The organism is Pseudonocardia sp. P-1, from assembly GCF_058111925.1.
Genome location: NZ_CM176614.1, coordinates 392,033 through 406,028, shown reverse-complemented (window position 1 = coordinate 406,028; position 13,996 = coordinate 392,033). Strand labels below are relative to the sequence as shown.

At 75.6% G+C, this 13,996-nt stretch carries 9 protein-coding genes; 6 read left to right on the top strand and 3 right to left on the bottom strand.

Features of this window, described 5'->3' with window-relative positions:
- The first annotated feature begins 55 nt into the window (after nt 1-55).
- Together gcvP and AC0GKK_RS01935 are read left to right on the top strand one after the other, a co-directional pair.
- Nucleotides 56-2,947 (top strand): aminomethyl-transferring glycine dehydrogenase, encoded by a 2,892-nt coding sequence (gene gcvP / locus AC0GKK_RS01940; protein ID WP_357545667.1) that lies wholly within the window; start codon nt 56-58, stop codon nt 2,945-2,947.
- 53 nt (nt 2,948-3,000) lie between these two features.
- Nucleotides 3,001-4,386: a chloride channel protein gene (locus AC0GKK_RS01935; protein WP_489882999.1), complete on the top strand. Its 1,386-nt coding sequence runs from the start codon at nt 3,001-3,003 to the stop codon at nt 4,384-4,386.
- A gap of 86 nt (nt 4,387-4,472) precedes the next feature.
- Here AC0GKK_RS01935 and AC0GKK_RS01930 read toward each other — a convergent pair whose 3' ends face one another.
- Both AC0GKK_RS01930 and AC0GKK_RS01925 read right to left on the bottom strand, forming a co-directional pair.
- The gene (locus AC0GKK_RS01930) at nt 4,473-6,344 is read right to left on the bottom strand and encodes a sugar phosphate isomerase/epimerase and 4-hydroxyphenylpyruvate domain-containing protein (RefSeq protein ID WP_489882998.1); all 1,872 of its coding nucleotides are present in this window, start codon (nt 6,342-6,344) and stop codon (nt 4,473-4,475) included.
- A gap of 79 nt (nt 6,345-6,423) precedes the next feature.
- Entirely contained in the window at nt 6,424-7,356 is a 933-nt protein-coding gene (locus AC0GKK_RS01925; RefSeq protein WP_482637486.1) for a shikimate dehydrogenase, read from the bottom strand.
- Between the two features lie 142 nt (nt 7,357-7,498).
- Between AC0GKK_RS01925 and AC0GKK_RS01920 the strand changes: the two genes are divergently transcribed.
- On the top strand, nt 7,499-8,155 hold the full coding sequence (locus tag AC0GKK_RS01920; RefSeq protein ID WP_062394969.1) for a TetR/AcrR family transcriptional regulator: 657 nt from the start codon (nt 7,499-7,501) through the stop codon (nt 8,153-8,155).
- 149 nt (nt 8,156-8,304) lie between these two features.
- Nucleotides 8,305-9,666 (top strand): MFS transporter, encoded by a 1,362-nt coding sequence (locus AC0GKK_RS01915; RefSeq protein ID WP_482637487.1) that lies wholly within the window; start codon nt 8,305-8,307, stop codon nt 9,664-9,666.
- 37 nt (nt 9,667-9,703) lie between these two features.
- On the opposite strand, the gene AC0GKK_RS01910 is transcribed toward AC0GKK_RS01915, so the two are convergent.
- The gene (locus AC0GKK_RS01910) at nt 9,704-10,609 is read right to left on the bottom strand and encodes a LysR family transcriptional regulator (RefSeq protein ID WP_062394974.1); all 906 of its coding nucleotides are present in this window, start codon (nt 10,607-10,609) and stop codon (nt 9,704-9,706) included.
- An 81-nt stretch (nt 10,610-10,690) separates the two neighbouring features.
- Between AC0GKK_RS01910 and AC0GKK_RS01905 the strand changes: the two genes are divergently transcribed.
- Together AC0GKK_RS01905 and AC0GKK_RS01900 are read left to right on the top strand one after the other, a co-directional pair.
- Nucleotides 10,691-12,439 (top strand): acyclic terpene utilization AtuA family protein, encoded by a 1,749-nt coding sequence (locus tag AC0GKK_RS01905; protein ID WP_482637488.1) that lies wholly within the window; start codon nt 10,691-10,693, stop codon nt 12,437-12,439.
- Nucleotides 12,436-13,971: a CoA transferase gene (locus tag AC0GKK_RS01900; RefSeq protein WP_489882997.1), complete on the top strand. Its 1,536-nt coding sequence runs from the start codon at nt 12,436-12,438 to the stop codon at nt 13,969-13,971. The genes AC0GKK_RS01905 and AC0GKK_RS01900 overlap by 4 nt, the downstream gene beginning before the upstream one ends.
- The last annotated feature ends 25 nt before the right edge of the window (nt 13,972-13,996 follow it).

The following is a 13,996-nucleotide window of genomic DNA, read 5'->3' as shown; positions in this document are numbered from 1 at the left end:
AGGGGAAGGGGCCAGTCGCCCTGCCCCGATCCGCCCGACGACCTCCGGAGGCGCCGTGAGCCCGACGTCCGAGCACCGTCCCACCCTCGCCGAGCTGGAGCGGGGACTCCCGTTCGCCGAGCGCCACATCGGGCCCCGCCCCGACGACCTGGCCCGGATGCTGGAGGTGCTGGGCGTCGACTCCCTCGACGCGCTCGCCGCCCGCGCGCTGCCCGACACCATCCGCGACGACGCACCGGTCGGTGCCTCGCTGCCCGCGCCGGTCGGCGAGACCGAGATGCTGGCCGAGCTGCGCGAGCTGGCCGGGCGCAACACCGTCACCGTCCCGATGATCGGCTACGGCTACCACGGCACCCGCACCCCGTCGGTGATCCGCCGGAACGTGCTGGAGAACCCGGCCTGGTACACCGCGTACACGCCGTACCAGCCCGAGATCAGCCAGGGCAGGCTCGAGGCCCTGCTGACCTTCCAGACGATGGTGTCCGACCTGACCGGGCTCCCGGTCGCCGGCGCCTCGTTGCTCGACGAGGCCACCGCCGCCGCCGAGGCGATGACGCTGCTGCGCCGGGCCAACCGCTCGAGCAGCCCGCGGTTCGTCGTCGACGCCGACACGCTGCCGCAGACCGTGGACGTGCTGCGCACCCGCGCCGAGCCGCTCGGCATCGAGCTGGTCGTCGCCGACCTCGCCGACGGCGTGCTGCCCGAGGGCGAGTTCTTCGGGATGCTGCTGTCCTACCCGGGCGCGTCGGGACGGGTCGCCGACCCGTCGGCGCTGGTCGAGGCCGCGCACGGGCGCGGGGCACTCGTCGCCGTCGCGGCGGACCTGCTGGCCCTGACCCTGCTCACCCCGCCCGGGGAGTTCGGCGCGGACGCCGCGGTCGGGTCCACCCAGCGTTTCGGGGTGCCGCTCGGCTTCGGCGGCCCGCACGCGGGCTACCTCTCGGTCGGGCAGCGCCACGCCCGTCAGCTGCCGGGACGCCTCGTCGGGGTCTCCCGCGACGCCGACGGCCACTACGCCCTGCGGCTGGCGCTGCAGACCCGCGAGCAGCACATCCGCCGGGAGAAGGCCACCTCCAACATCTGCACCGCGCAGGTCCTGCTCGCGGTCATGGCCGCCTGCTACGGGGTGCACCACGGCCCGGACGGGCTGCGCGACATCGCCACCCGCACCCACCGGATGGCCGCGGTGCTCGCCGCAGGTCTGCGCTCGGGCGGGGTGGAGATCGTCCACGACGCGTTCTTCGACTCCGTGCTCGCCCGCGTCCCCGGCCGCGCCGACGCCGTCGTCGCCGCCGCGCACGACGCCGGGATCGCGCTGCGCCGCGCCTCGGACGACGAGGTCGGCGTCGCCACCTCGGAGATCACCACCGTGGCGCACCTGCACGCCGTGTGGGCGTCGTTCGGCGTCACCGGGGTGGACGTGGCCGCGCTCGACGGGGACACCGCCGACGCGCTGCCCGCGGGTCTGCGCCGCGCGAGCGAGTACCTCACACACCCGACGTTCCACGAGTTCCGGTCCGAGACCGCCCTGATGCGCTGGCTGCGCCGCCTCGCCGACGCCGACCTCGCGCTGGACCGCACGATGATCCCCCTGGGCTCGTGCACCATGAAGCTCAACGCCGCCGCCGAGATGGAGGCGGTGACCTGGCCGCAGTTCGCCGACCTGCACCCGCTCGCGCCGGAGTCCGACACCGCAGGCACCCGGGAGATGATCGACCAGCTGGAGACCTGGCTGGCCGACCTCACCGGCTACGCCGCGGTGTCGCTGCAGCCCAACGCGGGCAGCCAGGGCGAGCTCGCCGGCCTGCTCGCCATCGCCGCGTACCACCGCAGCCGCGGGGCGACCGACCGCGACGTCTGCCTGATCCCGGCTTCCGCGCACGGCACCAACGCCGCCTCGGCGATCATGGCCGGGCTGCGGGTGGTCGTCGTCGGGACCGCACCGGGCGGCGACGTCGACCTCGACGACCTGCACGCGAAGATCGCCGAGCACGGCGACCGGCTCGCCGCGCTGATGATCACCTACCCGTCGACGCACGGCGTCTACGAGGCCGGGGTCCGCGACGTGTGCGCCGCGGTGCACGCCGCCGGCGGCCAGGTCTACGTCGACGGCGCCAACCTCAACGCGCTCGTCGGGGTCGCCCGCCCGGGGGCCTTCGGCGGCGACGTCAGCCACCTCAACCTGCACAAGACCTTCTGCATCCCGCACGGCGGCGGCGGGCCCGGCGTCGGCCCGGTCGCGGTGGCCGAGCACCTGGCGCCGTTCCTGCCCGGGCGCACACCCCGGTCCGACGGCGGCGTCGGCCCGGTGTCGGCCGCCCGCCACGGCTCGCCCGGCGTCCTGCCGATCTCCTGGGCCTACCTGCGGATGATGGGCCTGGACGGGATGCGCCGCGCCACGCTCACCGCGGTGGCGGCCGCCAACTACGTCGCCACCCGGCTGCGGGAGCACTTCCCGGTGCTCTACGCGGGCGCCGACGGCACGGTCGCCCACGAGTGCATCCTCGACCTGCGCACGCTGACCAAGGAGACCGGGGTGACCGTCGACGACGTCGCCAAGCGGCTCATCGACCACGGCATCCACGCCCCGACCATGTCCTTCCCGGTGGCCGGGACGCTGATGGTCGAGCCCACCGAGTCCGAGGACCTCGCGGAGATCGAGCGGTTCGTCGCCGCGATGGTGTCGATCCGCGGCGAGATCGACCGGGTCGCCGCGGGGGAGTGGCCCGCCGAGGACAACCCGCTGCGGAACGCCCCGCACACCGCGGCCTGCCTGGCCGACGACAAGTGGGACCACCCGTACCCGCGGGAGCTGGCCGCGTACCCGACCGGGGTCACCCCGGGGGTGCACGACCGGAAGGTGTGGCCTCCGGTGCGCCGGATCGACGGCGCCCACGGCGACCGGAACCTGGTCTGTTCCTGCCCGCCGCCGGACGCCTTCGCCTGAGCCGGCACCGGCCCCCCGGACGAATGTCCGGACAGGGCGGGGATCATGGTGGCGTGTCACGCCGACCGAGTGAGCGCCTGCGGGTCCCCGCCCCCGTCCTGCGGACGCGCGTCGGGTCGAAGCGGGCCGCCACCGACCAGCCCAACGTCACCGGTGACGGTGCATCGCCGCTGACCGTCCGGTTCTGGCTGCTGCTCGTCGCGACCGGCGTCGCCGCCGGGCTGTCCGGGATCGTCCTGATGGCGCTGCTGCACGCGGTGTCGGAGTGGGCCTGGGGGTCCGGGGCGGCGGAGGGGTTCCAGGCGGCGGTCGAGCGGGCCGACGCCTGGGGCCGGGTGTGGCCGTTGCTGGTGGCGGGGCTCGTCGCCGGGGTCGGCGGGTACCTGCTGCGTCGGTTCGTGCCCGGCCGCACCGACGTCGACGACGCGATCTGGACCGGCGACGCGCGGCTCGGGGTGCGCCGCAGCACCGGCACCGCGGCGCTGTCGGAGATCGTCGTCGGGCTGGGAGCCTCGCTCGGCCGGGAGGCCGCGCCCAAGCTGATGGGCGGGGTGTGGGGCGCGGTCCTGGCCGGCTGGGGCGGGCTGTCGCTCGAGCAGCGACGGCTGCTGGTCGCCTGCGGCGCGGGCGCCGGGCTGGCCTGCGTCTACGACGTGCCGCTGGGCGGGGCGCTGTTCACCGCCGAGGTGCTCGTCGGCACCGTGCGGCTGCCGGTGGTGCTGCCCGCGCTGGCCTGTACCGCGACCGCCACCGTCGTCGCCTGGCTGTACCTGCCCGCCGGGCCGGTCTACCCGGGCCTCCCGGTCCCGGCGACGACGCCGTCGCTGCTGGTGTGGGCGGTGCCCGCGGGCGTGCTGATCGGGGTGCTCGCGACCGTCTGGGTCCGGCTGATCGGGTTCGTGTCCCACCACGGGCCCCGGCGGACGTGGTGGCGGATCGCCGCCCCGGTCGTCGCGTTCGGGCTGCTCGGTGTCGCCGGGCTGGCGTTCCCGCAGCTCTACGGCAACGGCGCGGACCTGGCCGAGCAGGCCTTCCTCGGCGGCGGGGCGCTGCTGCTGTTCGCGGCGCTGGCCGTGCTGAAGCCGCTGGTGACGGCGATGTGCCTGGGCAGTGGCGCGTCCGGCGGACTGTTCACCCCGACGCTGTGCACCGGCGCGGTGCTCGGGGCCGCGCTCGGCGGGGCCTGGTCGGCGCTGTGGCCGGGCACCCCGGTCGGCACGTTCGCCCTGGTCGGGGCGGCCGCGATGATCGGGGCCGGGATGCAGGCGCCGCTGGCCGGCCTCGTGCTGGTGCTGGAGCTGACCGGCACCGGGTTCGGGATCGCCGTCCCGCTGGTCGCCGCGACGCTGGTGGCGACCGCGGTGGCCCGGTGGCTCGACGGGTACTCGATCTACTCGGCGCGCCTGGCCGCGCAGCCGTCGCCGGAGCAGTCGACCTGAGACCGGGCGATCAGGTCCCCGGCAGCGGGGCGGCGTGCGCGGGGCCGGGACCTCCCCGACGACGGCCGCGACGCCGGCGGGACCGCTCAGCCACGGGCGAGCCGGGACCGGCGGTGGGCCGCCATCCGGACCGGGGCGTCCGGCCAGCCGTGCCCGTCGTGCGTGCCGGTGCGCTGCACCAGGGCGAGGAACAGCCGTCCGCCGAGCAGCTCGGTGCAGACCTGCAGGTAGTCGCCGTGCGCGTCGCGGTCGTGCAGGACCCCGAGCTCCCGGTAGGCGGCGACGGTGTCCGCGGGCAGGTCGAGCCGGGCGGCCAGGTCGTCGTGGTAGTTGGCGGGCACCGCGAGCAGCGGCACCCCGGCGGCCCGTGCCGCGGCCGCGGTGGCGAGCACGTCGTCGCAGGCCAGGGCCACGTACTGCGGGTCGGCGACGGCCGGGCTCCAGTCCCCGCGACGCAGCACCGACACGGTCAGCGCGAGCCGGACCCGGCGCCGGGGGTCGGCGAGTGCCCGGCTGCGGACCAGCCCGAACGGGGCCGCGTACTCCCCGTCGCCGACCGGGTCCAGGCCGAGGACGGCACGGTGGAACAGCACCGCCTCGTCGAACGCGTCGTAGGGCTGGGTCAGGCCGACGTGGTCGATCCCGGTGATCCCGGTCCCGGGGGCCGGCGCTTCGTCGACGCCGACGAAGTCGTGCGGCCAGGCAGGGCCGTGCGTGGCGTCCGGGCCCGCGTCGCCGGAGGTGCGGCACAGGAACAGCGCCGTTCCGTCCGGTGCGGGGATCTCGGCGAACTCGGCCTCCTCCGGCCCGGTCGCGCGGGGGACCGGGGAGGCACAGAGCCGGGCTGCGCGGCGCGCGGAGGCGTCCGGGTCGGGGGTCTCGACGGCGATCGCCGCGACCGCACCGGACCCGGTGCCCGCCGCGTTGACGAGCAGCCGGGCACCGCCCTGCTCGAAGCGCTCCACCTGCTTGGTGCGGTGCACCCCGGTACGGCTGAACCCCAGTGCACGCAGCACCCGGCCCAGCTCCGGGCCCGCGGTCAGCTCGACGAACGCGGTCCCGTCGAGGGACGGCGCCGCGGTGGCGACCGGGTCCGTCCCGGCCCCGGCCAGCGCGGTGGCCTCGGCGAGGGCGATCAGCGAGCGGCGGGCGTCGACGGCGGTGCGGACCGGGTCGGACTGGCGGAAGACGTCGTTGAACACCTCCAGCGACAGCGGCCCGGCGTACCCGGCCGCCAGCACCGGGGCGAGGAACGCGGGCAGGTCGAACCCGCCCTGACCGGGGAACAGCCGGTGGTGACGGCTCCAGGACAGCACGTCCATCGACAGCTCCCGGGCGTCGGCGAGCTGCAGGAAGAACAGCTTCCCGCCGGGGACCTCGGCGATCGGGGCCGGGTCCGAGCCGCGGGCCAGGACGTGGAAGGAGTCCAGGCAGAGGCCGAGCGCGGGGTGGTCGGCGGCGCGCACGGCGTCCCAGGAGGCGTCCCAGGTGTCGACGTGCCTGCCCCAGGCGAGCGCCTCGTAGGCGATGCGCAGCCCGCGCTCGTGGGCGCGGGCGGCGAGGGTGTGCAGCTGGGCGGCGAGCAGGTCGGCGTCGGCGGCGGGGTCGACGGCGTCGGGGGACACCGAGGAGCACACCAGCACGGTGTCGGCGCCGAGCCCCGCCATGACCTCGAAGGTCGCGTCCGCGCGGCGCAGGTTCGCCGCGAACCGGTCGGGGTCGGTCGAGTCGATGTCGCGCAGCGGCTGGTAGAGGTCCACCGACAGGCCCAGGTCGCGGCAGCGGGCGCCGATCGCCGCCGGGGACCCCGGGTCGGCGAGCAGGTCCGGCGCGAAGATCTCGACGCCGTCGAACCCGGCGATCGCGGCGGCGGCGAGCTTGTCCTCCAGCGTGCCGGACAGGCAGACCGTGGCCAGGGACAGGCGCGCGGTCCCGGTGGCCGGGGTTGCGGTGGGCACGGTTGCGGTGGGCACGGTTGCGGTGGGCACGGTTGCGGTGGGCACGGTTGCGGTGGGCACGGTTCCGGCGGGTGCGGTCTCAGGCGACACGGGCGGCCTCCTGCTCGGCGGTGATCAGCTCGGCGAGGTGGGCGAGCATCCGCGCCGGATCCGGTGCGACGCCGGTGAACAGACGGAACGCCTCCGCGGCCTGGTGCACCGCCATCGCGCCGCCGTCGACGGTGCGGCAGCCCGCGGCGCGCGCGGCACGCAGCAGCGCGGTGTCCAGCGGCCGGTAGACGATCTCGGCGACCCACGGGCGGGTCGCGAGCAGCGCGGGGTCGAACGGCAGGCCGGGGTGCTCGGCCATCCCCACCGGTGTGGCGTGCACGAGGCCGTCGGCGCCGGGGAGCAGCGCGGCCAGCTCCGGCGACGGGTGCCCGGTGGCCTGCGCGCCGGGGGCCAGGTGCGGGGTCACCGACGCGGCGAGCGCGGCGGCGCGGTCCCCGTCGACGTCGACGACCTGCAGGACGGCGACACCCTCGCGGGCCATGGCGTAGGCGGCCGCGGCGCCGGCGCCCCCGGCGCCCAGCAGCACGACCCGGTCCGTCGCGGCGCCGGGCAGCCCGGCCCGCCAGCCGTCGCGGAACCCGGTCCAGTCGGTGTTGTGCCCGGTCATCGACCCGTCCGTGCCGATGACGACGGTGTTGACCGCGCCGACGGCGGCGGCGTCCGGGGCGAGGGCGTCGAGGTGGCCGATCACGCGCTGCTTGCAGGGATGGGTGATGTTGAGTCCCGCGTGGCCCTGGGCGCGGGCCCGGCGGAGCAGGTCGCCGACGCCGTCCGGTGCGACCCCGAGGACGTCGAGGTCGAAGCGCCGGTAGGTCAGATCCAGGCCGTGCGCGGCGCCCTCGCGCTCGTGCAGGGCAGGCGACAGCGACGGACCGATGCCGGCGCCGATCAACCCCGTCCGCACCCGTGTGCCGGTTCCGGTGGCGTCGGTGTCGCGCCGGGTCTCGCTGCTGCTCCGCACGGATCCCTCCTCGGATCTATGTACCGTACGGTTAGTTGTACCGGACGACGGACGGATCGGCCAGGGGAGACGGCCGGTGATCCGTAGAGTCCGGGGACGCCGCCGGGATCCCGGCGGCGCGGACCGGCGGAGGGGGACCGCAGTGGCAGCGGCACCGGAGGACGGCGTCCGGCAGCGCGACGCCGAGCGCACCCGCACCGAGATCCTGGACGAGGCGACCGCGGAGTTCGCCGACCGGGGACTGGCCGGGGCACGGGTCGACGAGATCGCTGCGCGCACCCGGACCACCAAGCGGATGCTCTACTACTACTTCGGCTCGAAGCAGGGTCTCTACCTGGCCGTTCTCGAACGGGCCTACGCCGGGATCCGGGCACTGGAGCAGCAGCTGTCGGTGTCGGACCTCAATCCGGCGCGTGCGGTGCGTGCGGTCGCCGAGCTCACCTTCGACCACCACGAGGCGCACCCGGACTTCATCCGGCTGGTGGCGATCGAGAACATCCACCACGCCGAGCACCTGCGGTCCTCCCCGGTGCGCGAGGGGCTGGCCGGGCCCGCGGTCGGAGTGCTGGAGCCGATCCTCGCCCGCGGCCGGGAGACCGGCATGTTCCGCGACGACGTCGACGCCTTCGACGTCCACGTGCTGATCAGCTCGTTCTGCGTGTTCCGGGTGGCCAACCGGCACACCGTCTCGGCCATCTTCGGCCGCGACCTGCTGGACCCGGCCCGCCGGGCGCACTACCGCCGCATGGTCGGTGACCTGGTGGTGGAGTACCTGACCGCCCGCGTCGGACAGGACTGACGGGACCGGCGTCCCTCCGGCTCTTGACAGGTGTCGCCGCGCAACTCACTATTCGGTACGTAACCAGACGGTACATAAGCGAGCGGCCCGCCGCCCGGGAGCCGTCGTCCACACCAGTGCCTGCAACGTCGCACACGCCGGGAGCCACCGTGAGCCAGCAACCGTCCGCCGCGCCCACCGCGCCGCAGGCGCAACCGACACGTGCCGCCCTGGCCGCGTGGATCGGCAGCGCCCTGGAGTACTACGACTTCTTCATCTACGGCACCGCCGCGGCGCTGGTGTTCAACAAGGTGTTCTTCCCCGACTCCAGCCCGGTCGCCGGCACGCTGCTGTCGCTGGCCACCTTCGGCTTCGGCTACGTCGCTCGCCCGCTCGGTGCGGTGCTCTTCGGTCACATCGGTGACCGGCTGGGGCGCAAGAAGGTGCTGGTCGCGACCCTGATGATGATGGGGGTCGCGACGCTGGCGATCGGCTTCCTGCCCACCTACGGCCAGGTCGGGGTGCTCGCCCCGGCGCTGCTGGTGACCTGCCGGCTGCTGCAGGGCCTGTCCGCGGGCGGTGAGCAGGCCGGCGCGAACTCGATGACGCTGGAGCACTCCCCGCAGGGCCGCCGCGCGTTCTTCACCAGCTTCACCCTGTCCGGCACCCAGGGCGGGCAGATCATCGCGACCGCGGTGTTCCTGCCGATCGCGCTGCTGCCCGAGGACGCGCTGCTGTCCTGGGGCTGGCGGGTGCCGTTCTGGGCGAGCGTGCTGGTGATGGTCGCCGGTGTGCTGATCCGGCGGACGCTGCACGAGACCCCGGTGTTCACCACCGAGGTCGCCGACGCCGAGGGCGCACCGAAGGCGAAGGACGAGCTCCCGATCGCCGCGCTGTTCCGCGGCCACTGGCCGAACCTGCTGCGTGTCACCCTCGCCGCGACGGTGGCCTCGGTCAGCACCCTGATGACGGTGTTCGCGCTGTCGTTCGCGGTCAACACCGTCGGCCTGGAGCGCTCGACCATGCTGTGGGTCGTCGTGAGCGCCAACGTGGTCGCCCTCGCCGCCATCCCGCTGTTCGCCACGCTCGCCGACCGGATCGGGCGGCGCCCGGTGTTCATCGCGGGCGCGCTGGGCAGCGCGGTGCTGCTCGCCGCCTACCTGTGGGCCGTGTCCACCGGGGTGGTCCTGCTGGTCTTCGGCGCGGGCATCCTGCTGTCGGGGATCGTCTACAGCGCCGCCAACGGCGTGTGGCCCTCGTTCTACGGCGAGATGTTCCCGGCCAAGGTCCGCCTGACGGGTATGGCCGTCGGCACCCAGATCGGCTTCGCGTTCGGCGGTTTCGCCCCCACCATCGCCGCAGCCCTGGCCGAGAACAGCGTCAGCGGCTGGCTGCCGGTCGCCGTGTTCGGCGGTGTGATCTGCCTGGTCGCGGCGGCGTCGGCCTGGTCGGCCCGGGAGACCGCGCACCTGTCCCTCGACGAGATCGAGGCCGGTTTCGAGGCCCGTGACCGGGCCCCGGCCCGCGTCTGACCCGACCGCACCCGTCCCGCAGCCGGGCCCCGTGGCATCACGCCACGGGGCCCGTCGGCGTCCCGGCCGCGGCCGCCAGTACGCCGACGACGTCGCCGGGGTCGGCGGCCCGGTCACCGCGCCACACCGCGTCGGTGCCCAGCCGCACCTGCGCCCCGGTCACCGGCAGCACGTGCACCGGCTCCCCGACGAACGCCTTGTGCGTGGCGCCGGACCCCAGTCCGACCAGTGTGAACGCCTCCCCGGCCGCCACGACGTGGGTGAGGTCGCCCGGGTTGTGGGTGTCGAGCTCGATCCGCCGGTGCACGCCGTGCCGGGCGAGCAGCTCGCCGGTGGCCCGGTAGACCGCCGGCGCGGCGTCGTAGCGGATGGACACGTACGGCAGCTCCGCCAGCTCCTCGAGGCGGACCTCGGTGCGGTCGTCGAAGCCGCGCCCGTGCCCGACGGCGACGGCGGCAGGCCGGGTGTCCACCCGCCGCACGGTCAGCCCGGGGTCGTCGCTCCCGCCGTGCAGGAACGCCAGGTCCAGCTCGCGGCGGGCGACCGCACGGGCCAGCTCCGCGCTGGTCCCGGGCCGGATCCGCACCGCCAGCTCCGGGCGGGCGGCCCGCAGCCGTTCCAGGAACCCGTCGCGGACCGCCGCGGTCACGTCCGGCGCCATCCCCACGACGACGACCGGGTGCCCGTCCGCGGCGGCCAGCGCGCCGGGCAGCGCCTCCACCCGGGCCACGATGTCGCGGGCCCGCGGCAGCAGCGCCCGTCCGGCCGCGGTGAGCGCCATCCCGCGCGCGGACCGGGTGAACAGCGGCGCGCCGAGCTCCCGCTCCAGGTCGCGGACCCGCCGCGACAACGGCGACGCGGCCAGGTGCAGCCGGGCCGCCGCCCGGGTCAGGTTCAGCTCGTCGGCAACGGCGAGGAAGTACCGCAGATGGAACAGCTCCACGAACCGTGACCCTAGAGGTCACGCCGACCTGCATCCATCGGTCCTGGTCACCGGTACGGCCGCCGTCCTAGCGTGACCGGCATGGCCTCCCGTCCCGTGCGCATCGCGAACGTCTCCGGCTACCTCGGCGACCGGTACACCGCCGTCGACGAGGCGATGGCCGGTGACCCGGTCGACGTCCTGATGGGCGACTACCTCGCCGAGATCACCCTCGCCGCGCTCGCCGCCGCGGCCGGGCGGGGCGGCCCCGGCTACGTCGCCTACGCCCTGGACCAGCTCACCCCGCACCTGCCCGAGATCGCCCGGCGCGGGATCCGGGTCGTCACCAACGCGGGCGGGTTCGACCCGGCCGGGATGGCGCAGGAGCTGCGCGGCCGGATCGCGGCGGCCGGGCTGCCGCTGCGGGTCGCGCACGTCGCCGGGGACGGGGTGTTCGACCGGCTCGCCGACTTCCACACCGACGGCCACGGGCTCGAGCACCTCGACACCGGCGCCCCGCTCAAGGACTGGGGGTTCACCCCGATCACCGCGAACGCCTACCTCGGCGGATTCGGGATCGCCGCGGCGCTGGCCGCCGGCGCCGACGTCGTCGTGACCGGGCGGGTCACCGACGCCTCGCTCACCGCCGGCCCGGCGGCCTGGTGGCACGGCTGGGGCCCCGACGAGTTCGACGCGCTGGCCGGCGCGGTCACCGCCGGGCACGTCATCGAGTGCGGTGCGCACGCCACCGGCGGAAACTTCTCCGGGTTCCGGTCGGTGCCCGGCATGCTGCGCCCCGGTTTCCCGATCGCCGAGGTCGCCGCCGACGGCTCCTCGGTGATCACTAAGCACGCCCGCGACGGCGGCACCGTCACCGTGGAGACCGTCACCGCGCAGCTGCTCTACGAGATCCAGGGCCCCCGCTACCTGAACCCCGACGTCACCGTGCACCTCGACTCCGTGCGGCTGAGCCAGGAGGGCCCGGACCGGGTCGCGATCGGCCCCGTCACCGGGTCCCCGCCGCCGCCCACGGCGAAGGTCGCGGTGTTCGCCCCGATCGGCTACGAGATCTCCACGATGCTGTTCTGCACCGCCCCGGACGTCGAGGGCAAGGTGGAGCTGCTGCGCGCCCAGCTGCGTGCCGCGCTGGAGGGGCACGTCGACTCCCTCGAGGTCACCCCGCTCGGCGTCGCCGCGGTCGACCCGCCGACCCAGTGGGCGGCGACCGTCCCGATCCGGGTGATCGCGACCGCCCGCGAGAAGGAACCGCTGCTCCGGTTCGCACCGGCCGTCGGGTCGCTGTACCTGCAGGGCTTCCCCGGCTTCCACCACGACGGGCACGCGCCACGGGCGTCGCAGCCGTGGCCGCGGATCGAGTACTGGCCCGCGCTGCTGGAGTCCGCGCTGCTCGACCACCACGCCGTCCTCGACGACGGCAGCCGGGTCGAGGTCCCGCGCGCCACCCGGACCGCCACCGCGGAGGAGACCGCGCAGCCGGTGCACCCGGAGCCGGACCTGCCCGCACCGACCGGCCCGCGCGCCGAGCTGGGCGACTACGCGTGGGCCCGGGCGGGGGACAAGGGCGGCAACGCCAACGTGGGCGTCTGGTGCCGCGACCCCGCGCACTGGGAGTGGCTGCGTGCCACCCTGACCACCGAGCGGGCGGCCGCGCTGCTCCCCGAGGCGGGGGGCCGCATCGTCCGCCACGAGTTCCCGCACCTGCGCGCGGTGCACCTGGTGCTCGTCGGGCTGCTCGGTTCGGGCGGCTCGGCCAATCTGCGCGTGGACCAGATCGGCAAGTCCGTGGGCGAGTACCTGCGGGCCCGGCACGTGGAAGGACCCACCGCATGAGCACCACCGGCGCCACGACCGGCGCCACGACCGGCGACGCCACCGCCGAGCGCATCCTCGCGAACGTCGCGTCCCCCGCCACCGACGACGCCTTCGACCCCGGCGCGGCCCTCGACGGGCTGCTGGGCTGCGTCGGGATGAGCGGCGCCGACGCCGGCGGGCGGGTCGGTTTCGTCGGCGCCGACCCGGTCGTGCCCAGCGCGCTGCGCCTCGGCGGCGGTGCGGCCGTCGCGCTCGCCGCGAAGTCGGTCGGGATGGCCGCGGTGCACCGCGACCGCGGCGGCGACGGCCAGGACGTCACCGTCGACGTGCGCCGCGCCCCGCACCGGCTCTGCCCGTTCTACGACCGCCGCTGGGAGCTGGTGAACGGCCATCCCGCCGCCAGCCCGGTGATCACCTCGCAGGCGCTCGGGTTCTCGTTCCACCGCACCCGCGACGACCGCTGGGTGATGCCGCTCAACCCGTACCCGGCACTGCGGGCCCGGGCCGAGACCTTCCTCGGGGTGCCCGAGAGCGGCGTCGCCAACGCGGTCGCCCGGTGGGACGCCGCCGAGCTGGAGGCGGCCGCGAGCGACGCCGGCATCGTCATGCCGATGGCCCGCACCCCCGCCGAGTGGCTCGCGACCGAGCAGCACGCGGCGCTGGCCGGCACCCCGCCGATCACCCTGCGCCGCATCGGCGACGCCCCGCCCGAGCCGTTCCCGCAGCGCCGCCGCGCCGACCTGCCGCTGGACGGGCTGCGCGCACTCGGGATGGGCCACGTCATCGCCGGCGCCGGGACCGGCCGGGCGCTGGCCCTGCACGGCGCGGACGTGCTCAACATCTGGCGCCCCACGGAGTTCGAGCACGACAGCACCTACGTCACCGCGAACGTCGGCGTCCGGTCCGCCACGGTGGACCCGCACGCCGCCGACGGCGCCGCGCTGCTGCGCGGGCTGCTCGCCGACGCCGACGTGTTCTACGCCAACCGCCGCCCCGGCTACCTGGACCGGCTCGGGCTGTCCGCCGAGGAGGCCGCCGCGGTGCGGCCCGGCATCGTGCACGCCTCGAACACCCTGCACGGGCCGGTCGGGCCGTGGGCGCACCGCGTCGGGTTCGACCAGTCCGCGGGCACCCTGGTCGGGATGATGACCCTGGAGGGCGGCTCGGCCACCGACCCGACGGTGGCGCCCCGGCTCTCACCGATCCTGGTCGTCAACGACTACATCGTGTCCTGGCTGACCGCCGCCGGGGTCGCGGCGGCACTGCGCCGCCGCGCGGTGGAGGGCGGCTCCTGGGCGGTGGAGGTGTCGCTGGCCCGGGCCGCGCTCTGGATGCTGGAGCTCGGTGTCCTCGACCTCGGCTACGCCCGCGAGGTCGCGGGCACCGGCGAGCGCCACGCCTACCCCGCCCCGGAGACGTTCACCGCGCAGACCGCGCTGGGGCACTACCAGGGGGTGACCGACCAGGTCACGATGAGCGCGACGCCGGGGGAGTACCGCACGGTGCTCGTCCCGCGCGGCTCCGGACGCCCGGAGTGGCTGGAGCGCTGAGCCGGGCGCCCGGCCGTCGGGATCC

Excerpts from the sequence above, each read along its gene's own strand:
- AC0GKK_RS01905 (WP_482637488.1), top strand. The coding sequence starts at position 10,691 with ATGGCCTCCCGTCCCGTGCGCATCGCGAACGTCTCCGGCTACCTCGGC.
- AC0GKK_RS01900 (WP_489882997.1), top strand. The coding sequence starts at position 12,436 with ATGAGCACCACCGGCGCCACGACCGGCGCCACGACCGGCGACGCCACC.